This is a genomic window from Haloarcula sp. HT12 (assembly GCF_055271655.1).
Window position 1 is genome coordinate 11923 of the sequence record NZ_JBUXKW010000002.1, and the last position, 21960, is coordinate 33882.

The following is a 21960-nucleotide window of genomic DNA, read 5'->3' on the forward strand; positions in this document are numbered from 1 at the left end:
CGCTGATTGAGTTGTAGTTGTTCAGAGTGGAAACCGAGATTTCCAGTCTTATTAGCGTTGTGGCCGTTGGTTATCAATGTAGATAACACGGCGAGAAGGATTAAGGTGCGAATTATACGACCGTTGGTATGGACCTGCAAATAAAGCTAATAGTTCTACTTCTTACAATTTCGCTAGCACCGCTTGCCGGTGTCGGGTTGCTATCGGCCAACAGCATGGGGCAGCTGAACCAGGACGCGCAGGCCCAGAGCGGCACCTACCTGCGGGGAGCGATGACCGACCAACTGAACAACAGCGTCGAGGCGCGACAGGAGGGGATCCAGAACCAGGTCAACCAGCGCGAGGTCGACGTTCGATCACTGGCTGATTCCTCCACGATGGAGAACTACCTGGCCGCACAGGACGGCGAGATGGAACTCGTCCAGGAGTCGAGTCAGCGCCAGCTCGGGTACACGTCCCTCCAGATGCGCACCAGCATCGACAACGCGATGCAGATGGTGCTGGAAAAGCAGTACGACGGCCGGGACTGGGAGGACCTCTCCCCCTCGGAACAGGAGCAAGTCAAACGGGAAGTCGAGGCGATGATCGGCGGGACGGCCGGGGACCAGACGCGTCCGGCAGGAACCATGTACGACTCGTTCCAGCCCGGCTACTTCGGTGACACGGGGTACGCGTACATCACCGACAGCGACTCCAACGTCGTCGTCCACCACAGCCTCGACGACGGGTACAACCTCGTCGAAGACAGCGGCGGGACGCTGGTCGTCTTCGAGGACATCGAGTCCGAAGTCGAGTCCGACCAGGCGATCCGCAATGGCGAGGAGTGGGGCATCGCCGAGTACGAGTGGGAGGATACGACTCAGGAGGGGAATCCGGAGATGACGAAATTCATCGCATACACCTACTACGAGCCTTTCGACTGGGTCATCGCGCCCAGCGTCTACTACCATGAGCTCCAGCAGACCGCGGTCAACGACGCCGAAAGCGAGATGGCGGATTCCTTCGAGCGGTATCTCTTAACCCGGACAGTCACCGTGGGCGAGGAGGAACATCTGGCGTATGAACACATCACGTTCGCGGGGCCGAACGGTGACGAGATCCTCCACGCCGACCGGACGGGCCAGGACGTGACGACCGGCTCGGACGGCTCGCAGTCCTACGCCGACGCGGACTGGTTCACCGCCGCAAAATCGGGGGCCCAGGGCGAGGCGTACTTCGGTGAGATCCAGACTTCGGACGGCCACGAGCGGCAGTACGTCGCCACGCCAGTCTACAGAGACGGAACATTCCGTGGCGTCGTCGCGGCCCAGTTCAACTACTCGCTCATCACGGCGACGACGAACCGCGTGACGGTCGGTGAGAGCGGCTACCTCTACCTCCTCAACGACCGCGGCGAGATCGTCAGCCACCCGGACCGGGCCATGATCGAACAGCGGACGAACGTCCCGGAAGGCGAGTACGGTGCGGAACTCGGGACGATAGCACAGAACCAGATGCTCGCCGGCGAGTCGGGGATGACGACCCACACGAAACAAGTCGAGGGCGAGGGGAACGCAACGAGCTACGTTGGCTTCGCGCCGCTGGAACTCGGGGACAAGCAGTTCACCCTCGTCGCAACCGTCCCCGAACAGGACATCAACGAGCCGATCGCGGCGCTCGGCGCAGCGCTCCAGCGCACGACGGACTCCGCGCAGAACCTCGTCATTGGTCTGTTCGGTGTCGCGGCTATCGTGGTCTCGGTGATGGGATATGCAGCAGCCAGATACATCTCGAAGCCGATCGAGCAGGTCCGCGACCGGGCGATAGCGCTGTCGAAGGGGCAGTTCGACCAGACGGACGACATTTCGACCGGTGAGGACGAGATCGGTGAGATGGTGACGGCCTTCGAGGAGATGCAAGCGAACCTGAATCGGCAGGTCGACCAGATCGAATCCGTCAGCAACTCACTCAGCGACGGGCACCTCGACGACGAGATCGAGACCGACATGCCCGGGAAGTTCGGTGAGATCATGGTGGGTCTCGAAGACGGCATGACCCAGCTCGGGGCGAGCTTCACCGAAATCAGCCAGGCAAGCCAGAACATCCGTGCCGGGGAGTTAGACCAGGACCTCGACACCGACCTCCCCGGCGACTACGGCGAGGTCATGCGCGAACTCAACTCCGGGCTCACGCAGCTCTCGGAGAGCTTCGAGCAGCTCCGGGCCGTGAGCGCGGACCTCCGGGAAGGACACCTCGACCAGAACCTCGACACCGACCTCCCTGGGGCCTACGGCGATGTCCTCGCGAACATCGACGAAGGCCTCGACGCGGTCGACGAGAGCATCGCGAAGGTCCAGTCGATCGCACAGGACGTGAACGAGGCCAGCCAGGAGGTCGCCGCGAGTACGACCGAGATCGAGGAAGCGAGTCAGGAAGTCGCCCAGTCGGTGCAGGAGATCTCCAGCGGGGCCGACAACCAGTCCGACAACCTCCAAGAGGTCGCCAGCGAGATGAACGACATGTCCGCGACCATCGAGGAGATAGCCTCCTCGTCGGTCGACGTGGCCGACACGGCTCAGGAAGCGGCCCGACGGGCACAGATGGGGAGCGAACAGGCCGCCGAGGCGTCCGAAGAGATTCAGGAAATCGAGGACGGCGCCGACGACGCGGTCGACCAGGTCTCGGACCTCCAGACGGAGATGGCAGAGATCAGCGAGATCGTCGCGATGATCACCGACATCGCCGAGCAGACCAACATGCTCGCGCTCAACGCCTCCATCGAGGCCGCCCGCGCCGGTGAGGCCGGCGAGGGCTTCGCCGTCGTCGCCGACGAGATCAAATCGCTCGCAGTGGAAGCCGGCGAGGCGACCGAGGAAGTCGAGTCACTCATCACCGAGATACAGGACTCGACGGACGAGACGGTCGACGACATCGAAGCGATGCGCGACCAGGTCGAGAGCGGCGTCGAGACGACCGAGAACGCCATCGAACTGTTCGACGAGATCGCCGAAGTCGTCGACGAGGCCGAGAGCGGCGTCACGGAGATCAGCGACGCCACGGACGAGCAGGCCGCGACCACCGAGGAGGTCGTGGCGATGGTCGACGAAGTCAGCAGCGTCAGCGAGGAAACAGCCGCAGAGGCCAGTAACGTCTCGGCCGCCTCCGAGGAGCAGTCCAGTTCGCTCACCAGCGTCTCCGAGAACGTCCGGTCCGTTGCCGGCCTCGCAGACGACCTTGAGGAACTGGTCGACGAGTTCGAAGTCAGCGACGACACGGACACGACTGAGCTAGAATCACTCGACAGAGACGGTGCTGAGTCGGCCGCTGGCGACGACTGATCAACCGCGAGTCAGGCGGGTTCCGACCGCTGCAGGTCCGAACAAACCGGATCGACCGTGCGGAACGCGACACCGCTTTTGTACGACACGCGGTGCGGTACTGAGGGAACTCCAGTGGCCGCGGTGATTGCTGGCTGCAGGCTTGTTCACGAACAAGTAACTCAAGGCCGGGATACCGAGGCATCAACGCGTAGTCAGCGCCGCCGGAGTCGCAACAGCCAAAGCCGTCGGGGGTCGAGACAGTGGCAATGAGTGAAGTCCCCGCCGGCATCTGTTTCGATATGGACGGCGTGCTCGTCCAGTCCGAAGACCACTGGGTCCGTGCCCAGCGCGAGGAAATCCTCCCGACAGCCGCACCGAACGACGACATCCCCGTCTCGGCGATCACCGGCCGGAACTACCGGGAGCTGTACCCGGACCTGGCCGCCGAATACGACCTCGAAATCAGCCGCGAAGCGTTCGAGGGACTGTTCGAGGAGCACGGTGAGCGGATTTACGGCGAAGAGGCGGCCTTCCTCGATGGCGCACACGAGTTACTGGATGACCTCCGGAGCGCCGGGGTCGCGCTGGCGCTGACGACATCCGCACCGTGGGACTGGATCGACGTGGCCGACGAGCGGTTCGACCTCCTCTCGAAGTTCGACGTTGCGATCAGCGCAAACGACATCGACGGCCCCGGCAAGCCGGAACCGGACATCTACGAGCACGGCGCAGCAGAACTGGGTGTCGCGCCCGAGGACTGCTGGGCCGTCGAGGATTCGACGATGGGCGCGCGTGCGGCCGTCGCCGCCGGGATGACGACCGTCGGGTTCCGTGGCGACGGTGACGAGACGGACCTCTCGATGGTCCACGAGACTGCGGACGACGCCGAGACACTGCGCGAGGTGCTGTTAGGCGATGTGTAACAGCTGATTATGGTGTCTTTGAGGGGGAACTGGTAGATGAGGCAGAATCAGAAGCAATGAAAGACGGCAGTGCGGCACGGAATCGGACCGAAAACCGGGAAACGATACTGAGCGGGTGTCAGTATCGCGGACAAGAGTTCGAGAGGGAGAACCGGAAAGCTGTATGCCAGACGTGCCAGCGTGGAGGGGAGGAAGACCCGGCCAGGTCAGGCGGGGTCACCGTATCCTCGGCCCGCCAGCAGGCCGAAGACGTTGAGGGCAACGACACCCACGAAGACGAGGAAGCTCTGACTGTCCAGTCCACCCAGCAACAGCGGCGGATACGCCAGCGGTGTGACGATAGCCAGCCAGAACGCGATGAACTGCAGGGGACGAGTGAGTGACTGGAGGTCGACGCTGCTTGGGGCGGCTTCCGTCGGGGAACGGAACGGCGATGCGCTGGACATTGTGGGCTTCCTCACTTCTTCGTAAGAACCCATACCCCCATATAAACGCCAGACCCTTGGGGATAATTCGTGCTCTTTTCGGAACGTTAACGGGATTTCAGCACTTTTCAGCGATGTTTCACGGGACCGAATAACGCTTCTAAAATCCTTTGTAAATTTTATCGCGCCTTCTGAGGGCGTTTCGGGGAAACAGTCGAGACGGCGGTTACCGGACCAGCACGGACCGGGTTTCGGTAACCGTCGGGAGCGGCAACGTGGGGAACGCGACCTCGACAGTGAAGGTGAGTTCATCCGCGTCCGCGCCGAAGACGGCCACCGGAAGCGTGGCCTCGCCGAGATACGACGGCTTTGCGGTCATCTCACGCCCGTTGACCGTCACTCGCAGGCCCGCGCGAGCGCTGCCGCCGGTGTTTGTGACCGACACCTCCCGCATATCGTTGTCGCCGGGCGCGATCGTCTCGGGGAAATCTCCCCAATCGATACTGATGACGGGGAGGTCCCGCGCGTTCGCGAGCACCTGCTCGGCGACGCCGTCGGAGAGCCCCGCACGGACGAGGCCGTCTTCGCCGGCTTCGACCACGTCGGCGGGCGACGTGAGCCCAGCGGCGGCGAGTTTACCCGCGCGGCCGCTGCCGACGCCGTCGATGGCTGTCAGCCCCACCGCGTCGGCGCTGATGCCGTGTTCGACTCGGGCTTCGACCCGGCAGGCGAGGTTCGCGTAGCGGGCCGGCCCCAGCGTGTCGACGAACTCCCGCATCGCGGCTAGCAGGCGGAGCGCGTTCTGGCGGATGACCCACGCGTCGCTTTTCAGTTCCGTCGGCGTCGTCCCGGTCATGCCCGAGCGGAGGATGGCGAGCACCTTCCGCTGACCGGCGTCGAGGCTGTCGTCGACATCGCTGCCAAGCACCGCGTGAACGGCGTCCTCCTCGTCGGAGCGGGCGCTGACGCTGTCGAACTCGGTCGCGCCGGCCACCGCAGTCAGCAGGTCGTCGGCGTCAACGGAGACGGCGGAATCCGGGTCGGCGGCGTCCTGACAGCGTTCGGCGATGTCGGCGAACCGCCGCGCGGTCGACAGCCGGAGATAGAACTTCGAGGCTAGCTGGCCGAGCCGCGTCGGCTCGACGTTGAGGCCGTCCTGTTCGACAAAGCCCTCGTCGACGAGCGCGGAGAGCGTGTCGCTGACCCGGTTTCGGAGGTCGCTGCCGGCGTCGTACTCGTCGGGGGCCGACTGCGAGCGAGCATAATAAAAGGTCGTGGCGAGCCAGTCCATCACGTCGTCCACGTCGTCGATGGTCCCCAGCGCGATTTCGGCGTTCAGGTGGGCGTCGAGTTCGGCCGCCAGCCGGGACTCGATCTCCTTGCCGTCCCGGAGCAGACGGCGGTACTTGTCGGCGTCCGAGCGGTCGCAGACGATCCATGCGTAGCCCATGTCGTCGTAGCCGGGCCGGCCCGCGCGGCCGAGCATCTGGAGCACGTCGAGCGGGCTCATATCCACCTCACCCTCCAGCGGGTCGTGGAGCTTGGTGTCGCGGATGACGACACAGCGGGCAGGGAGGTTCACGCCCCACGCGAGCGTCGAGGTCGAGAAGAGGAGCTGAATCTTTCCTTCCTTGAACCACTGCTCGACGCGGTTCTTGTCCTCGCGGGCGAGACCGGCGTGGTGAAAGCCCACGCCGTCCAGCACGGACTGGCGGAGCGTGTCGTTCGAGAGGTCGGCGGCGTCGTTGTGAAAGTCGTAGTCCCCGCGTGCGCCCATCGGGATGTCGCGTTCGGTAATCTCGTCGCGGGCCTTCTTCGCCGCCTGCACGGTGTCCTGACGCGAGGAGACGAACACGAGCGCCTGCCCCTCCTCGCGGATGTGTGGCTCAGCGAGGTCAAGCGCCCGGTAGAGACGGCGGTACTTGTCGGCGAAGGCGTTCTCGCCGTGGGAGTAGGTCTTCACGTCGGCGTTCAGCGGCACGGGCCGGTACTCCTCGCCGAAGGCGAAGGTGGTCTCGTCGGGGGCGTCGAGCCACGCCGCCACGTCGTCGATGTTGGGCATCGTCGCCGACAGCGCCACCACGCGTGGGTCACAGAGCCGGCGGAGCCGCGAGACGGTGACCTCTAGCACTGCCCCACGCCGGTCCGAGTCAAGCAGGTGGACCTCGTCGATGACACAGCAGTCCACGTCGGTAATGAACGAATAGCGGCTGGTCTCGTGTTTTCGGGTGGCTGAATCGGCCTTTTCGGGCGTCATCACGAGGATGTCGGCCCGCTCGGCCCGGCGGGGGTTCAGGTCCCGCTCACCGGTAACGACGTAGACCGAGTAGCCAAGCTCCTCGAACCGCTCCCACTCGCTTTCCTTCTCGTTGGTGAGTGCGCGTAGCGGCGCGAGAAAGAGCGCGGTCCCGTCCTCAGCGAGCGTCTTGCAGATGGCCAGTTCGGCAAGTGCCGTCTTCCCGCTGGCCGTCGGCGCGCTGACGACGACGTTGTCGTCGCGGTTCAGCAGGGCCGGCAGGGCCGCCGACTGCATCCGGTTGAACTCCTCGAAGGGGAAGGCGTCGGCAAAGTCGGGGAGCACCTCCGCGACCGCCACAGTCGGCTCGCTGTCGGTTCGGGATGACACGTCACAGTCGCAGTTCCGCGACGGCAAAGGCGTTTCTATGGCAGCGTGTGCGGTGGGGCGGTCGCCGTTGTCAGGGACGGTCGGCAATCGCTGGGTCAGCAGTACCCTCGAAAGTCCGTGCTACCACGGCTCCCTGCTAGTTTATCTATATCTCCGTTGTATATCTATACGTTATGAGAAACGTACTCGTCACCGGTGCAACCGGAACCCAGGGCGGCGCAGTCATCGACCACCTCCTTGCTGACAGCGAACAGTGGGAGATCTACGGGCTGACACGCGACGCCACGAGCGACGGTGCCGAGGCCCTCGAAGCCCGCGGCGTCACCGTCGTCGAGGGCGACATGACCGACGCCGACCGAATGGCGGAGCTCGTCGACGGGAAGGACGCCGTCTACGGCGTCACGACGTTTATGGAACAGGGGACCGACGTGGAGGTCGAACAGGGCATCACGCTGGCCGAAGCCGCGGCCGACGCCGGTGTCGACCACTTCGTCTACAGTTCCGTCGGCAGCGCGGACGCGGACACCGGCCTCGCACACTTCGAATCCAAGTGGGCCGTCGAACAGCGGATCGAGGAGCTCGGGCTTCCCGCGACGGTGGTCCGCCCGGTGTTCTTCATGCAGAACTTCGCGTCCATGATGCGCGAGGACATCATGGACGGCCAGCTAGTGATGCCCCTGGAGGAGGGCGTCTCCCTGGCCGTCGTCGATGCGACCGACATCGGCCAGACCGTCGTGGCCGCGCTGTCCGACCCTGACACATTCCTCGGCGAAGTCATCACGCTTGCCGGCGACGACCTGACGCTTGAAGCGTTCGCCGCGGCGTTCAGCGACCAGCTCGGCCACGAGGTCGAACCGGTCCACGCCGACGTGGAGGACTACCGCGAGATGGCCGGCGACGAACTGGCCGACATGTTCCAGTGGTTCAACGACGTGGGCTACGACATCGATATCCCTGCCCTCGCCGAGTGGGGCATCGAGACGACGGCCTTCGAGGCGTATCTCGCCGACAGTGACGTGTGGCAGCCGGCGACGGCCGCCGCTGGCACACAGTAGGGAGCCTCTGTCTGGGGTTAGGGGACGTTTTATTTTGTCGCAGTATATCTCGCTGGCCGTTCACCGACAGAACTGCCGGGGTGACGAACCCAACTTCTTTTGAGCGGAGCCACTAAGATCGAGTCATGAGTCGTTCACGCAAGCCCGACTGGCTGAAGATGCGGCCGCCGTCGGGCGAGCGGTTCACAGAGATAAAGCAGACGCTCCGGGACCGGGACCTCCATACCGTCTGTGAGGAAGCCAACTGCCCGAATCTCGGTGAGTGCTGGAGCGGGCGGGACGGCCCGGGGACGGCGACGTTCATGCTCATGGGCGACCGCTGTTCACGGGGCTGTAACTTCTGTGACGTGGAGACGGGCGGGATGGAGCCACTGGACCCCGACGAGCCACAGCAGGTGGCCGACGCCGTCGCCGAAATCGGACTGGACTACGTCGTCCTCACGTCGGTTGACCGCGACGACCTGCCCGACCAGGGCGCGGGCCACTTCGCCGAGACCATCCGGAAGATCAAGGAACGGGACCCGTCGATTCTGGTCGAGTGTCTCATCCCGGACTTCCGGGGCGAGCCCGAATTAGTTCGGAAGATCATCGACGCCGACCCGGACGTCATCGCCCACAACATCGAGACGGTCGACCGCCTCCAGTGGCCGGTCCGGGACCGCCGAGCGGGCTACGAGCAGTCCCTCTCGGTGCTACGGCAGGCCAACCGCGAGAGCGACTGCTACACCAAGACCAGCCTGATGCTGGGCGTCGGCGAGTACGCCCACGAGGTGTACCAGACGCTGTCGGACCTCCGACAGGCCGGCGTCGACGTGGTCACCTTCGGCCAGTACCTCCAGCCCTCCCGGTCGCACTTGGAGGTCTCCGAATACGTCCACCCCGACGTTTTCGATACCTGGCAGCAGGTCGCCGAGGCGGAGTTCGACTTCCTGTACTGCGCGTCGGGGCCGATGGTCCGGTCGTCGTACCGCGCCGGCGAGCTGTTCGTCGAGAGCGTCCTGCAGGAGGGCCAGAACCCAGCCGAAGCGCGGGCCAGCGTTCGTGCAAATGACTGATACATCCGAGTTATCACAGCGATATAGCTCGGAACTGTGTTCGGTTCAGAGCCACTGCTGAGGGCAGACTGACCGTAATACCTACGTCGGCGATATTTCTCACTGCCGCGAAAGCTCTAAGCGTGGCGCGAGTGAACAGTTCTCGTATGCTACTTCGAGGGAGGCGGTTTCTATGAGTGTCCTCCAGCGCGACCCCGCGGATCAGGTACAGATTCTCGACGAGGACGGGACGGTGGTCGACGGCGCGACGGTGCCGGACCTCTCTGACGACGAGTTGGTGGAGATGTACCGGCTGCTCAAACTGGGCCGCCACTTCGACCAGCGAGCGGTGAGCCTGCAGCGGCAGGGCCGGATGGGGACCTACCCGCCGATGTCGGGCCAGGAGGCGTCCCAGGTCGGCAGCGCCCTCGCCCTGCGGGAGGGGGACTGGCTGTTTCCGAGCTACCGGGAACACATCGCCCTGTCCGTGCGGGGGTGGGACCTGGCGGACGACTTGCTGTACTGGATGGGGTCCGAACGTGGTAACTCGCCGCCCGAGGACGTACAGGTGTTCTCGCTCGCGGTCCCGATTGCGACGCAGATTCCGCACGCGACCGGGGCCGCGTGGGCCTCGAAGCTCAACGGCGACGACACCGCCGTCCTGGTGTACTTCGGGGACGGCGCGACCTCCGAGGGGGACTTCCACGAGGGGCTGAACTTCGCGGGCGTGTTCGACGTGCCCGCGGTGTTTTTCTGTAACAACAACCAGTGGGCGATTTCGGTCCCGCGGGAGCGCCAGACGGCCAGCGAGACGCTCGCCCAGAAGGCCAACGCCTACGGCTTCGACGGGGTCCAGGTCGACGGGATGGACCCGCTCGCGGTGTATCAGGTGACCCGCGAGGCCATCGAGAAGGCCCACGACCCGCCCGAGGACGGGCTTCGGCCGACCATGATCGAGTCGGTGCAGTACCGGTTCGGCGCACACACGACCGCCGACGATCCGTCGGTGTACCGCGACGACAGCGAGGTCGAGCGCTGGAAGCAGAAAGACCCCATCCCGCGGATGGAGGCGTTCCTCCGGGACCGTGGCCTGCTCGACGACGAGCAGGTCGCCGCCATCGACGAGTCGGTCCGGACGGAGGTCGCAGACGCCATCGACACCGCGGAGACGACCGAGCGGCCAAAGCCCGAGGAGATGTTCGCGGACGTGTACGCGGAGATGCCACAGCGGCTCGAACAGCAACTGAACTACCTCGAAGACCTGCGCGAGCGACACGGTGACGAGGTGCTACTGGAATGAGTACACAGGACGCAACGACACAGAGTCTGACACTGGTACAGGCCGTTCGTGACGGCCTCTACGGCGAGATGGAACGGAACGAAGACGTGGTCGTGATGGGCGAGGACGTCGGCAAGAACGGCGGCGTCTTCCGGGCGACCCAGGGGCTCCACGAGGAGTTCGGCGACGAGCGCGTCGTCGACACGCCGCTGGCGGAGTCGGGCATCGTCGGGACGGCCATCGGCATGGCCGCCTACGGGATGCGGCCGGTTCCGGAAATACAGTTCTCCGGGTTCATGTACCCCGCGTTCGACCAGATCGTCAGCCACGCCGCTCGCCTTCGCACGCGAAGCCGCGGCCGGTACAACTGCCCGCTCACCGTCCGCGCGCCCTACGGCGGCGGCATCCGTGCGCCCGAACACCACTCCGAGTCCAAGGAGGCGTTCTACGTCCACGAGGCGGGCCTGAAGGTGGTCGTGCCGTCGACCCCGAAGGAGACGAAAGGGCTGCTGACGGCGGCTATCCGGGACCCGGACCCCGTCATCTTCCTCGAACCGAAGCTCATCTACCGCTCGTTCCGCGAGGAGGTCCCCGACGACCCCTACACCGTCGAACTGGGCGAGGCGAAGGTCCGCCGCGAGGGGAGCGACGTGTCCGTGTTCACCTGGGGCGCGATGACCCGGCCGACGCTCGAAGCCGCCGAGGAACTGGCCGAGGAGGGTATCGACGCCGAGGTGGTCGACCTGCGGACGCTGTCGCCGATGGACACAGACGCCATCGTCGACTCCTTCAAGAAGACCGGGCGGGCGGCCGTCGTCCACGAGGCGCCAAAGACCGGCGGGCTGGCCGGCGAAATCATCGCCACCATCCAGGAGGAGGTGCTGCTGTACCAAGAGGCTCCGATTACGCGGGTGACGGGCTTCGACGTGCCCTACCCGCTGTACGCCCTAGAGGACTACTACCTGCCCGAACCCGCCCGCATCAAAGACGGTATCAGAGAGGCAGTCGAGTTCTGAGGCATGTTCGAGTTCAAGCTCCCGGACCTCGGGGAAGGGGTCGCAGAGGGAGAGGTGCTGAGCTGGCACGTCTCGCCGGGCGACACCGTGACAGAGGATCAGGTCCTCGCGGAGGTGGAGACCGACAAGGCCGCCGTCGACGTGCCGTCGCCGGTCAACGGCGTCGTGCAGGAACTGCACGCCGAGGTCGGCGAAATGGTCCAGACCGGCGAGGTGCTCATCACCATCGCGGAGGAGGGCGACGCCGAGGCGAGCGATACGGCGGCCGACAGTACGGAAGCGGACGAGGCAGCGCAAGCCGACAGCGGGGCGACCGGTGATGCCGCAACCGCTGACGAGTCGGGACAGGCAGACGTGACGACGGCCGACGGCCGCGTGTTCACCTCGCCGAGCGTCCGCCGACTCGCCCGCGAGCGGGGCGTCGACATCGCGGCCATCGACGGGAGCGGGCCGGGTGGCCGCGTCACCGAGGCGGACGTCGAGGCGGCAACAGCAACAGGTGACGAGACAGCCGACAGCGACGACGGCCCCACGTCGGTCGTTTCGAAGGTGTCCGACGACGGCGACGGGTCGACCGCAGTGCCCTCACAGGTCGACGACGCGGGCGACGCGGACGACGGGGCCGCCGTGAAGTCGGCCGTCAGAAGCGTCTCGGGAGACGGCCAGCAGGCCGAGCGGCGCGACCAGACGCTGGCGACGCCGGCGACCAGAAAGGTCGCCCGTGAACTCGACGTGGACATCGACGCGATCCCGACCGACGAGACGCGGGACGGCCAGCCCTACGTTGACGAGGGGGCGGTCCGGGCGTACGCGGAGGCCCAAGAGGCCGCACAGGCAGCCGATGCCGAAGCCGTGAGCGCCGGCGGCGCGGCGAGCGCGACGGCGGCCGAGGCCGGTGGCACGACTGCGGCTGGCGCTGGAGCCGAACCGGCGGCTGTGGAGGCGAGCGAGGGCGAACGCCGCGAGCCCTACCGCGGCGTCCGCCGAGCCATCGGCGAGCAGATGGCCCGCTCACGCCGGGAAGTGCCCCACGCCACGCACCACGACCGGGTAGTCGTGTCCGGACTCGTCGAAGCCCGCGAGCGGCTCGAACCGCTCGCCGAGGAGCGCGGCGTCACCCTGACGTACACACCCTTTGTCGTGAAATGCGTCGCGGCGGCGCTGGACCAGCACCCGGTGCTCAACACGGCGCTTGACACCGAAAACGAGGAAATCGTCTACAGGGACGCCCACAACATCGGCGTGGCGACGGCGACCGACCACGGGCTGGTCGTCCCGGTCGTCGACGACGTGGACGGGAAGGGACTGCTGGTACTCGCCGGCGAGATCAACGACCTCGTCGGGCGGGCTCGCAGCCGCGACATCGAGCGGTCGGAGATGCAGGGCGGGACGTTCACCGTCACGAACTTCGGGGCCATCGGCGGCGAGTACGCCAGTCCCATCATCAACGTCCCAGAGACGGCGATTCTCGGCATCGGGGCGCTGAAAGAACGGCCAGTTGTTGAAAACGGAGAGGTGCGTGCGAAACCCACGCTCCCGCTCTCGCTGGCAATCGACCACCGCGTCATCGACGGGGCCGACGCGGCCCGCTTCGTCAACACGCTCAAGGCGTATCTGACGGACCCGACGCGGCTTCTGTTAGAATAGGATCGGAGACGACCGAAAGCAAAAGGAGTCGCCGGGGCGACAGGATGCGTGATGCCCTCCACGAGAGACAGATGGACCTGGTACGGATTAGCCGCGCTGTTTGCCCTGCCGCCGGGCTGTGTCGCCCTCTCGCGGCTGTCAATGGAACTGTTCATTTCGTCAGCGTCGACCGGGACTGTGAATCTCGGCACGTCCCTCGGTGCCTTTGCCCTGACCGTCCTCGCCAGCTGGGCGGGTGTGCTGTTCAGCCTGCTTCTCACAGTCGGCCTCCTTCTCGACAGCCGGCACCTCCGGCGAACCGATTCGGACTGGACCCCGACGCCGCTGTATGCCCTCGCCGGCGTGGTCCACGGGCTGGGGTCGACACTGCTCGCGGCGTTTGCGGTGTCAGTTCCGGTCATCGGGTACTACCTGTACCGGCGGCGCGGGCGGGGAGTGACAGCGGGCTGAAGGGCGATACCTTTTCACCGGTCCGGACGAGGTGCCGCTATGGTCGTCGGAGACGTCACTACGGGAACCGAACTGCTTGTTATCGGCGGCGGACCGGGCGGCTACGTCGCCGCGATCCGGGGCGCACAACTGGGACTGGACACGACACTCGTCGAGCGGGACGCCTACGGCGGGACCTGCCTGAACCACGGCTGTATCCCCTCGAAAGCACTCATCTCGGCCTCTGACGTGGCCCACGACGCCCGACAGGGCGAGTCGATGGGCGTGTTCGCGGACCCGGCCGTCGACATGGCCGGGATGACCGAGTGGAAAGACGGCGTCGTCACGCGGCTGACACGGGGCGTCGAGTCGCTGTGTAAGAGCGCCGGCGTCAATCTGGTAGAGGGCACTGCCGAGTTCGTCGACGACGGGACGGTCCGGGTCGCCCACGGCGGCGAGGGGCAGGGCTCGGAATCGCTGTCGTTCGAACATGCCGTCGTCGCCACGGGGAGCCGACCGATGGAGGTCCCGGGTTTCGAGTTCGACGGCGAACACATTCTCTCCTCGAAGGACGCGCTGGCGCTGGAATCGGTCCCCGAGAAACTGGTGGTCGTCGGCGCGGGCTACATCGGGATGGAACTGTCGACGGTGTTTGCCAAACTCGGCGCGGAGGTCACGGTCGTCGAGATGCTCGACGACGTGTTGCCCGGTTACGAGGACGACGTCGCGGCGGTCGTCCGCGAGCGCGCCGAAGACCTGGGCATCGATTTCAGCTTCGGCGAGGCGGCCGACGACTGGGAGCGGACGGACGAGGGCATCCGCGTCCAGACGGTCGACGCCGACGACGAGGTCATCGAGTACAACGCCGAGCAATGCCTGGTCGCGGTCGGCCGCGAACCGGTCACGGACACGCTCGCGCTGGAGAACGTCGACCTGGGAACAGACGAGGACGGCTTCATTCCGACCGACGACCAGGCGCGGTCGGACGCCGAGTCGGTGTTCGCCGTCGGCGACGTGGCCGGCGAACCGATGCTCGCCCACAAGGCCATGGCCGAGGGCAAGGTCGCGGCGGAGGCCGCCGCCGGCGAACCCGCCGCATTCGACCACCAGGCGATCCCCGCCGCGGTCTTTACCGACCCCGAGATCGCCACCGTCGGCATGACCGAGAGCGAAGCCGAGGCGGCCGGCTTCGAGCCGGTCGTCGGACAGATGCCGATGCGGGCCAACGGCCGCGCGCTCACCGTCAACGAGCGCGAGGGATTCGTCCGCGTCGTCGCCGACGCCGACGAGGAGTTCCTGCTCGGGGCACAGATCGTCGGCCCGGAGGCGTCCGAACTAATCGCTGAACTTGGGCTGGGTATCGAGATGGGTGCGCGGCTCGAAGACATCGCCGGAACGATTCACACGCATCCGACGCTCTCCGAAGCGGTCCACGAGGCGACCGCGGCCGCACGCGGCGAGGCGATTCACACGCGCTGAGGGCGGTAAAGTGGCGCGTATTGACAGCCACCCTGAATGTTGCGCCGTGCAAAAGGGTTATATTGCGGATTGAGTAAACTGTCGGTGATTAGGAACCGGTAAGATATGTCTACTGATTCACAGCCCGACGACACCATCGCCCAAGCGATCATTTCAGGTACGACGTACGAGCGACTCCGCTACGAACGCCACTCGTATCTCAGACAGACTGTCCCACGAACGCTCGCGCTCCAGAGCGCCCTGCTCGGCGCGCTGGCGCTTCTCCTGCCGATCTACGGCCTGTATCCGGACAGCACCGCGGCGTTTCTCCCCGCAGTTGACCCCACCGTCGCCTCGCCGAAAGTGCTGTTGCTCGGGCTGTTCGGCGCCTTCTTGCAGTTGTTCGGGGCGACGTTGCTCGTCGGCTCAGTCCTCTACCGGGTCCGGCTCGCTCCGCTGACTGAGCGACAGGCACACGCGGCCCTCAACGCCGAGGACTTCGCGCGGTACGTCGGGCTCGGGACGGGCGGCCTGGCGATCGTGCTCTCGCTTTGCCTGTTCGCTGTAGGGCTTGGCGGTGGCGAGATGGTGTCGTCGTACATCGCAGCGATGGGTCGGAACCCGTTCGTCGACTCCGGGTTCGGCGTGTCGGTCGCGACCGTCTCGCTGTTCGCCTTCGCCGCCAGCGTCGCGATCTATTACGCCTCGCGGTATCTCTTCGTTTACCTCGCGCTGTTCCACCTTAGCGACGAGTAAGCTGGCAGCGCGAGACGTCGACAGTAGCGGCACCGACTGTAACATGCGCGGCTGTTTTCAGGCGGGACGACCACCGTGTTCGTATGGTCACAAACGAGAGTGACACCTTCGATATCGGCGGGGAACTCACGGTCCACCGGCTCGGCTTCGGCGCGATGCGGCTCACCGGCGAGGACGTCATCGGCGAACCGGACGACGAAGCCGCGGCCCGCGCGGTGCTGGAGCGGGCGGTCGAATTCGGCGTCGACTTCATCGACACGGCGGACTCATACGGCCCGGGCGTCTCCGAGCGGCTCATCGGCGAGGCGCTGGACACCGAGCGCGAGGACCTCGTCATCGCGACGAAGGGCGGCCTGCTCCGCAACACCGACGCCGACTGGCTGGCCCACGGCGACCCGGACTACCTCCGCAACGCGCAACTGTGCTCGCGGGACCGGCTGCGGATGGACCCCATCGACCTGTACCAGCACCACCGGCCGGACCCTGACACGCCGTTCGAGGACTCGATACACGCACTCGCCGAGATGAAAGACGAGGGACTGATCCGCCACGTGGGCGTCTCGAACGTCTCCGTCGAGCAGCTCGACCGCGCCCGCGATATCGTCGATATCGCGACCGTCCAGAACCAGTACAATGTCGCCCACCGCGACGACGAGGACGTGCTGGAGGCCTGCGAGGAGTACGGTATCGGCTTCATCCCGTGGTTCCCGCTGGGCGCTGGGGACCTCGGCGACGTCGACGGTATCGACGAGATAGCCAAGCGCCACGACGCCACCCCCTACCAGATCGCGCTGGCGTGGCTGCTTGGCCACTCGGACGTGACGCTCCCAATTCCCGGGACGAGCAGCCTCGACCACCTCGAACAGAACGTCGCCGCAAGCGCCATCGAACTCAGCGACGAGGAGCTGGCCCGGCTATCGTGAGGCTGCTCCAGCACAGCGCTTGCCGATGACCACCGTTCTTTTGGTTCCCACCGCTGTACCCCGGGTATGACCACTGTCACCCTGGGTCCCGAAGGGACCTACTCCCACCGCGCCGCACAGGCAGTCACCGACGGGGAGATCTCTTTCTCCGAATCGGTGACCGCCATCGTCGAGGCCGTCGCGGACGGCGAGGCCGAGCGCGGCGTCGTTCCCGTCGAGAACAGCATCGAGGGGTCCGTCACCGAGTCGCTCGACGCCTTCGCAGAGTACGACATCGCCGTCGTCGAGGAGGTCATCACGCCGATCCGCCACGCGCTGCTGGCACAGGACGACTCCTTTTCGCTGGTCGCCAGCCACGCCCAGGCGCTTGCCCAGTGTCGCGGCTGGCTCGACGAACACTACCCCGGCGTGGACGTGGAAGCCGTCGCGTCGACGGCCCGCGGCGTCGAGCGCGCCCGCGGCGATTCGGACATCGCCGCCATCGGTCACCCCGAGAACGCGACCAACGGGACCGAGCTGAAAGTCCTCGCCGAGGACATCCAGGACCGGGCCTCAAACGCGACGCGATTCGTCGTCGTCGCCCCGAAGAGCGAACGTTCGGAAGCCGGCGGGAAAACCTCGCTCATCATCTCGCCGAACGTCGACTACCCTGGGCTGCTACTGGAACTCCTCGAGCCGCTGGCCGACCGCGACATCAACATGACCCGCTTCGAATCCCGGCCCAGCGGCGAGCGGCTCGGAGACTACGTCTTCCACATCGATATCTCGGCGGGGCTGTACGAACAGCGCACGCAGGCGGCCCTCGAAGACATCGAAGAGATCGCCGAGAAGGGCTGGGTCCGCCGGCTGGGGTCGTACGACTCGCAGACGGTCGTCAACTGAGCCGGCGGGACATCGCCGGCCGCGGTTCAAGCGTTAAGTTCCGGGCCCGTGTACCCCCGCGTATGTCAGATCGCGATCCGCTTAGCGAGATCGAGCGCGCGTTCGATATGCTGGGTGACCAGTTCGGCGTCGACATGGGCGCTGTCCCGGTCGACGTCGTCGACGAGGGCGACGCCTTCGTCGTCCACGCGGACCTGCCCGGCTACGACACGGACGACATCGACGTTCAGCTCGTCGACGAGCGGGAGCTCACCGTCAGCGCCTCGTCGAGCCAGGAGCGGGAATCCGCCGACGGCCAGTACGTCCAGCGCGAGCGCCGCCAGCAGTCGCTGAGCCGGTCCGTTCGCCTCCCCGAAGCTGTCGACGAGGAGGAGACCACAGCGAGCTACGATGACGGCGTGCTCACGGTCCGGCTGGCGAAGGTCGTCCACAGCGAGGACGACGACGGTACGGACATCCCCGTGAACTGACGATGGTGCTCGAACCCGGGACAGACGTGCCGACGATCAGAGCGACGAACCAGCACGGCGACGCGGTCCAGCCGGGCTTCGAGCAGCCGACAGTGCTGTACTTCTATCCGGCGGACGATACCCCGGGCTGTACGACAGAGGCTGCACAGTTCGAGGGCCATGCAAAGCGGTTCCGGGACGCCGGGGTCGAGCTGTACGGCGTCTCGACGGACGGCGTGGAGAGTCACCGTGAGTTCGCCGCGGCGAACGACATCAGCTTCGACCTGCTAGCCGACCCCGAGGGGCGACTGTGCGAGGCCTTCGACGTGCCCCTCGTCGACGGGCGGAGCCAGCGGACGACGTACATCATCGCCGACGAGCGCGTCGTCGGCGTGTACGAACGGGTCGCTCCCGAGGGCCACGCGACGAACGTCTTCGAGGATCTCGTCGACACCGGCGTTATCGCTGTCGAGTGAGCAGTCAATAAGAGAGCAGCAAGCGGTACTAGCCCGTGGCTGACCGCGACAGGCTATGCTTCGATGTCGATAGCCGGCCGACCGGGACCCGCCTTGCCGACGAGGTCGGCGTCCGCTTCCTCGGGTCCCTGAACGACGACATCAGCGCCGAACTCGCGTTCGATGAGCCACGCGGCCCGTTCGAGCGCGTCCTGTTCGTGCTCGGGCGGCAGTTGCTCGTCCAGCGACTGTGCGCGGCCGGCCAGTTCCTTGGCGAAGTCCGCGGCCGCCTCGCCCTGCTCGCGCAGTTCCTCGTCCTGCATGACGGTTCCGACGACGTTGCCGTCGGCGTTTCGGGCGAGGTCCAGCACGCGGTGCTTCCACTCCGGCGCGACCGCGAGCGTGATGGTCTGTGGGTCCTCGATACCGACCGTCTCGACGATGTCGCGGATGTCCTCGCGGGTGTTCTCGACCAGTTGGCGCTCCGTTTCGTAGTCCGTGGGGGCCTCCGCCGCCGGCCACTCGGCCTCCGCGATGAGGTCGTCGTGGCCCAGTTCGGCCCACATCTCCTCGGCGGCGTGAGGGGCGACCGGAGCGAGCAGTTTCGCCGCCGTCGCCAGCCCGCGCTCGAAGGTGTCGGCGTCGGGGTCGGTCGCCTCTTGGTACCGGCGCAGCAGCGACACCAGTTCCCGCACGGCCTGGAGCGCGTGGTTGAACCGGAAGTCCTCGAACTCCGCCGTCGCGTTCGCGGCGGTGGCGTCGATCTCGCGGCCGACGTAGTCGGCGATGTCGTCGCCGGCGCTGGCTTTGTCCGAGGCGGTCCCCGCCTCACCGTCTGCGTACTCCGAAACCAGCGTGTACACGTTCTGAAGGAAGCTGTGGGCGGACTGCACACCCTCGGGACTCCAGGCGAACTCCTTCTCGGGCTGGGCGGCCTCCATGATGAACAGCCGGGCCGTATCGGCCCCGTACTCCTCGATGATGCGCTGGGGCGAGACGCCGTTGCCCAGGCTCTTGGACATCTTGTTGCCGTCCTCGCCAAGCACCATTCCCTGGTTCGTGAGGTTGGTGAACGGTTCGCGGACGCCGTCGACCATGTCGAGGTCGTCCAGTACCTTCGTGAAGAAGCGGGCGTACAGCAGGTGCATCACGGCGTGTTCGATGCCGCCGACGTACTGGTCGACCGGCATCCAGTCGCTGGCCCGCTCGGTGTCGAAGGGGGCGTCGTCCATCTCCGGCGACGTGTACCGCAGGAAGTACCACGAGGAGTCGACGAAGGTGTCCATCGTGTCCGTCTCCCGCACCGCGTCGGCCCCACACTCCGGACAATCGACGTGTTTCCACTCCTCGGCGGCGTCCAGCGGGTTCCCGGTAGTGTGGACGAACTCCGGCAGTTCGACGGGGAGGTCCTCGTCGGGGACCTCGACGTAGCCACAGTCCTCGCAGTGGATCATCGGAATCGGGGTGCCCCAGTAGCGCTGTCGGGAGATGCCCCAGTCCCGGAGGTTGTACTCCGTGCGGTGCTCGCCGTCGAACTCCTCGACGAAGCGGTCGCGCGCTTCCTCGCTGGTGAGCCCGTCGAACTCGCCGCTGTTGACCAACAGGCCGTCCTCGGGATACGCTGCGTCCTGTACGTCGATGTCCTCGGGGTCAGCGTCCGCATCATCTGTCGGTTCGACGACCTGCACGATGTCGATGTCGTGGGCCTGTGCGAACTCGTGGTCACGTTCGTCGTGGGCCGGCACGGCGTACAGCGCGCCGGTCCCCACGTCGGTCAGCACGTAGTCGGCGACGTAGACCGGGATCTCCTCGCCGGTGGCGGGGTTTTCGGCGTATTCGCCGGTGAACACGCCGGAGGTCACGTCGAGTTCGTCCTCGTCGGCGTCCTCGGCGGTCTCGATGTACTCGGCGACCTCGTCGTTGTCCGCGGCGATCTCCTGGGCGACGGGGTGGCCCGGGGCCAGCGAGAAGAAGGTCGCCCCGTGGATAGTGTCCAGCCGGGTTGTGAAGATGTCCACGTCGCCGTAGCCGGGGATCTCGAAGGCGACGCTCGCGCCTTCCTGCTTGCCGATCCAGTTGCGCTGCATCTCCCGGACGTTGTTCGGCCAGCCGTCGAGGTCGTCGAGCGACTCCAGTAGCTCTTCGGCGTAGTCGGTGATGGTGAAGAACCACTGGTCCATCTCGCGGGCCTCGATGGGCGTGTCACACCGCCAGCAGAGCTCGTCTTCGCCCTCGACCTGTTCGTCCGCCAGCACTGTCTCACAGGAGGGACACCAGTTCAGTTCGGCGGCCTGGCGCTCGACCAGCCCTGCCTCGCGGAACTGTTTGAACAGCCACTGGTTCCACTGATAGTACTCGGGCTCACAGGTCGCAAGTTCGCGGTCCCAGTCGTAGCCAAAGCCCATCTCCGTGAGCTGCTCGCGCATCGAGTCGATGCACTGCATCGTCCAGTCCCGCGGGTTGGTGTCCCGCTCCTCGGCGGCGTTCTCGGCGGGTAGGCCGAAGGAGTCCCAGCCCATCGGGTGGAGGACGCTCTCACCGCGCATCCGCTCGAAGCGGGCGTAGGCGTCCGTGATAGTGTAGTTCCGGACGTGGCCCATGTGGAGGCTGCCGGAGGTGTAGGGAAACATCGCCAGGACGTACTCCGGGTCGGTCTCGTCGTCGCCGATCCGGAACACGTCGGCCTCGTCCCACGTGCGCTGCCACCGGGGTTCGATCTCCGTGTGATCGAACCCCCGCTCGCGTTCCTCACCGGTCGTGGTCATGATATCGGAACATCCGGCAGCGACGGTGCTATACCTTTCCCTTCGGGAGACGGGCGTCTGATAACCCGCTCCCGGACCACACCGCCACAAGACGGGGGCCCGACGAGCGGCGGTATCGCCGCGACCCACACAAGATTTTTGCTGGATTCCGCTGGTGTCAAAAATGTATGGTCCACTGCCCTGACTGTGAGACCTCACTCGAAACGGCCGACGACATCGAGTTCGTCGAAGTGGACGCGACCACCGGCTTCATCAAAGCTTCCAAGCGCTTCTACACCGCCAACTGCGCGGCCTGTGGCGTCACTATCGGCAGCGGCGTCGCCGGCGCGAAGTCGAACGGAGGTGCAGCCTGATGGTCCACTGTCCGGAATGCGACGCGGAGATGACCGACCAGGAGGACGTGGAGTTCCTCGATATGGAATCGACGACCGGTTTCTTTACGGCCTCTAAACGGTTCTACCTCGTCGCCTGTGGCAACTGCGGGGCCGCCATCGGCAGCGGCGTCGCCGGCGCGATGTAGCACACCGGGGCATAGGCTT

At 65.9% G+C, this 21960-nt stretch carries 19 protein-coding genes; 16 read left to right on the forward strand and 3 right to left on the reverse strand.

Annotation, left to right across the window (positions count from 1 at the left end):
- The first annotated feature begins 128 nt into the window (after positions 1 to 128).
- Positions 129 to 3317: a methyl-accepting chemotaxis protein gene (locus ACY9XZ_RS05160; RefSeq protein WP_463456003.1), complete on the forward strand. Its 3189-nt coding sequence runs from the start codon at positions 129 to 131 to the stop codon at positions 3315 to 3317.
- Between the two features lie 248 nt (positions 3318 to 3565).
- Positions 3566 to 4222 carry an HAD family hydrolase gene (locus ACY9XZ_RS05165; RefSeq protein WP_463456004.1) on the forward strand — a complete coding sequence of 219 codons (657 nt, stop codon included), beginning with the start codon at positions 3566 to 3568 and terminating at the stop codon, positions 4220 to 4222.
- A gap of 206 nt (positions 4223 to 4428) precedes the next feature.
- On the opposite strand, the gene ACY9XZ_RS05170 is transcribed toward ACY9XZ_RS05165, so the two are convergent.
- The gene (locus ACY9XZ_RS05170; protein WP_463456005.1) at positions 4429 to 4668 is read right to left on the reverse strand and encodes a hypothetical protein; all 240 of its coding nucleotides are present in this window, start codon (positions 4666 to 4668) and stop codon (positions 4429 to 4431) included.
- A gap of 205 nt (positions 4669 to 4873) precedes the next feature.
- A complete protein-coding gene (locus tag ACY9XZ_RS05175; RefSeq protein WP_463456821.1) occupies positions 4874 to 7243 on the reverse strand; it encodes a DEAD/DEAH box helicase in 2370 nt (789 codons plus the stop codon).
- 203 nt (positions 7244 to 7446) lie between these two features.
- On the opposite strand from ACY9XZ_RS05175, the gene ACY9XZ_RS05180 reads away from it, so the two are divergent.
- From ACY9XZ_RS05180 to ACY9XZ_RS05235, 12 genes are all read left to right on the forward strand, one after another.
- Entirely contained in the window at positions 7447 to 8328 is an 882-nt protein-coding gene (locus ACY9XZ_RS05180; RefSeq protein ID WP_463456006.1) for an NmrA/HSCARG family protein, read from the forward strand.
- Positions 8329 to 8453: 125 nt separating this feature from the next.
- Positions 8454 to 9383, forward strand: coding sequence for a lipoyl synthase (lipA, locus tag ACY9XZ_RS05185; RefSeq protein ID WP_463456007.1), 930 nt, complete (start codon positions 8454 to 8456; stop codon positions 9381 to 9383).
- 172 nt (positions 9384 to 9555) lie between these two features.
- Positions 9556 to 10662, forward strand: coding sequence for a pyruvate dehydrogenase (acetyl-transferring) E1 component subunit alpha (gene pdhA, locus ACY9XZ_RS05190; RefSeq protein ID WP_463456008.1), 1107 nt, complete (start codon positions 9556 to 9558; stop codon positions 10660 to 10662).
- Entirely contained in the window at positions 10659 to 11657 is a 999-nt protein-coding gene (locus ACY9XZ_RS05195; RefSeq protein ID WP_463456009.1) for an alpha-ketoacid dehydrogenase subunit beta, read from the forward strand. Before pdhA ends, ACY9XZ_RS05195 begins: the two co-directional genes overlap by 4 nt.
- Before the next feature lie 3 nt (positions 11658 to 11660).
- The gene (locus ACY9XZ_RS05200) at positions 11661 to 13304 is read left to right on the forward strand and encodes a dihydrolipoamide acetyltransferase family protein (protein ID WP_463456010.1); all 1644 of its coding nucleotides are present in this window, start codon (positions 11661 to 11663) and stop codon (positions 13302 to 13304) included.
- A gap of 141 nt (positions 13305 to 13445) precedes the next feature.
- Positions 13446 to 13754, forward strand: coding sequence for a hypothetical protein (locus ACY9XZ_RS05205; RefSeq protein WP_463456822.1), 309 nt, complete (start codon positions 13446 to 13448; stop codon positions 13752 to 13754).
- A gap of 39 nt (positions 13755 to 13793) precedes the next feature.
- Positions 13794 to 15212, forward strand: a complete 1419-nt coding sequence (lpdA, locus tag ACY9XZ_RS05210) for a dihydrolipoyl dehydrogenase (protein ID WP_463456011.1) — start codon at positions 13794 to 13796, stop codon at positions 15210 to 15212.
- Between the two features lie 105 nt (positions 15213 to 15317).
- Positions 15318 to 15947 (forward strand): hypothetical protein, encoded by a 630-nt coding sequence (locus ACY9XZ_RS05215; protein ID WP_463456012.1) that lies wholly within the window; start codon positions 15318 to 15320, stop codon positions 15945 to 15947.
- An 83-nt stretch (positions 15948 to 16030) separates the two neighbouring features.
- Positions 16031 to 16870: an aldo/keto reductase gene (locus tag ACY9XZ_RS05220; protein WP_463456013.1), complete on the forward strand. Its 840-nt coding sequence runs from the start codon at positions 16031 to 16033 to the stop codon at positions 16868 to 16870.
- Between the two features lie 66 nt (positions 16871 to 16936).
- A complete protein-coding gene (gene pheA / locus ACY9XZ_RS05225; protein ID WP_463456014.1) occupies positions 16937 to 17752 on the forward strand; it encodes a prephenate dehydratase in 816 nt (271 codons plus the stop codon).
- 62 nt (positions 17753 to 17814) lie between these two features.
- Positions 17815 to 18222 carry an Hsp20/alpha crystallin family protein gene (locus tag ACY9XZ_RS05230; RefSeq protein ID WP_463456015.1) on the forward strand — a complete coding sequence of 136 codons (408 nt, stop codon included), beginning with the start codon at positions 17815 to 17817 and terminating at the stop codon, positions 18220 to 18222.
- A gap of 2 nt (positions 18223 to 18224) precedes the next feature.
- A complete protein-coding gene (locus tag ACY9XZ_RS05235) occupies positions 18225 to 18677 on the forward strand; it encodes a peroxiredoxin (protein WP_463456016.1) in 453 nt (150 codons plus the stop codon).
- 53 nt (positions 18678 to 18730) lie between these two features.
- Here the strand turns inward: ACY9XZ_RS05235 and leuS are convergent, their stop codons facing one another.
- Positions 18731 to 21421, reverse strand: coding sequence for a leucine--tRNA ligase (leuS, locus tag ACY9XZ_RS05240; protein ID WP_463456017.1), 2691 nt, complete (start codon positions 21419 to 21421; stop codon positions 18731 to 18733).
- A 167-nt stretch (positions 21422 to 21588) separates the two neighbouring features.
- Between leuS and ACY9XZ_RS05245 the strand changes: the two genes are divergently transcribed.
- Both ACY9XZ_RS05245 and ACY9XZ_RS05250 read left to right on the forward strand, forming a co-directional pair.
- Positions 21589 to 21774 (forward strand): hypothetical protein, encoded by a 186-nt coding sequence (locus ACY9XZ_RS05245; protein WP_004960172.1) that lies wholly within the window; start codon positions 21589 to 21591, stop codon positions 21772 to 21774.
- Positions 21774 to 21941 (forward strand): hypothetical protein, encoded by a 168-nt coding sequence (locus ACY9XZ_RS05250; RefSeq protein ID WP_463456018.1) that lies wholly within the window; start codon positions 21774 to 21776, stop codon positions 21939 to 21941. Before ACY9XZ_RS05245 ends, ACY9XZ_RS05250 begins: the two co-directional genes overlap by 1 nt.
- The last annotated feature ends 19 nt before the right edge of the window (positions 21942 to 21960 follow it).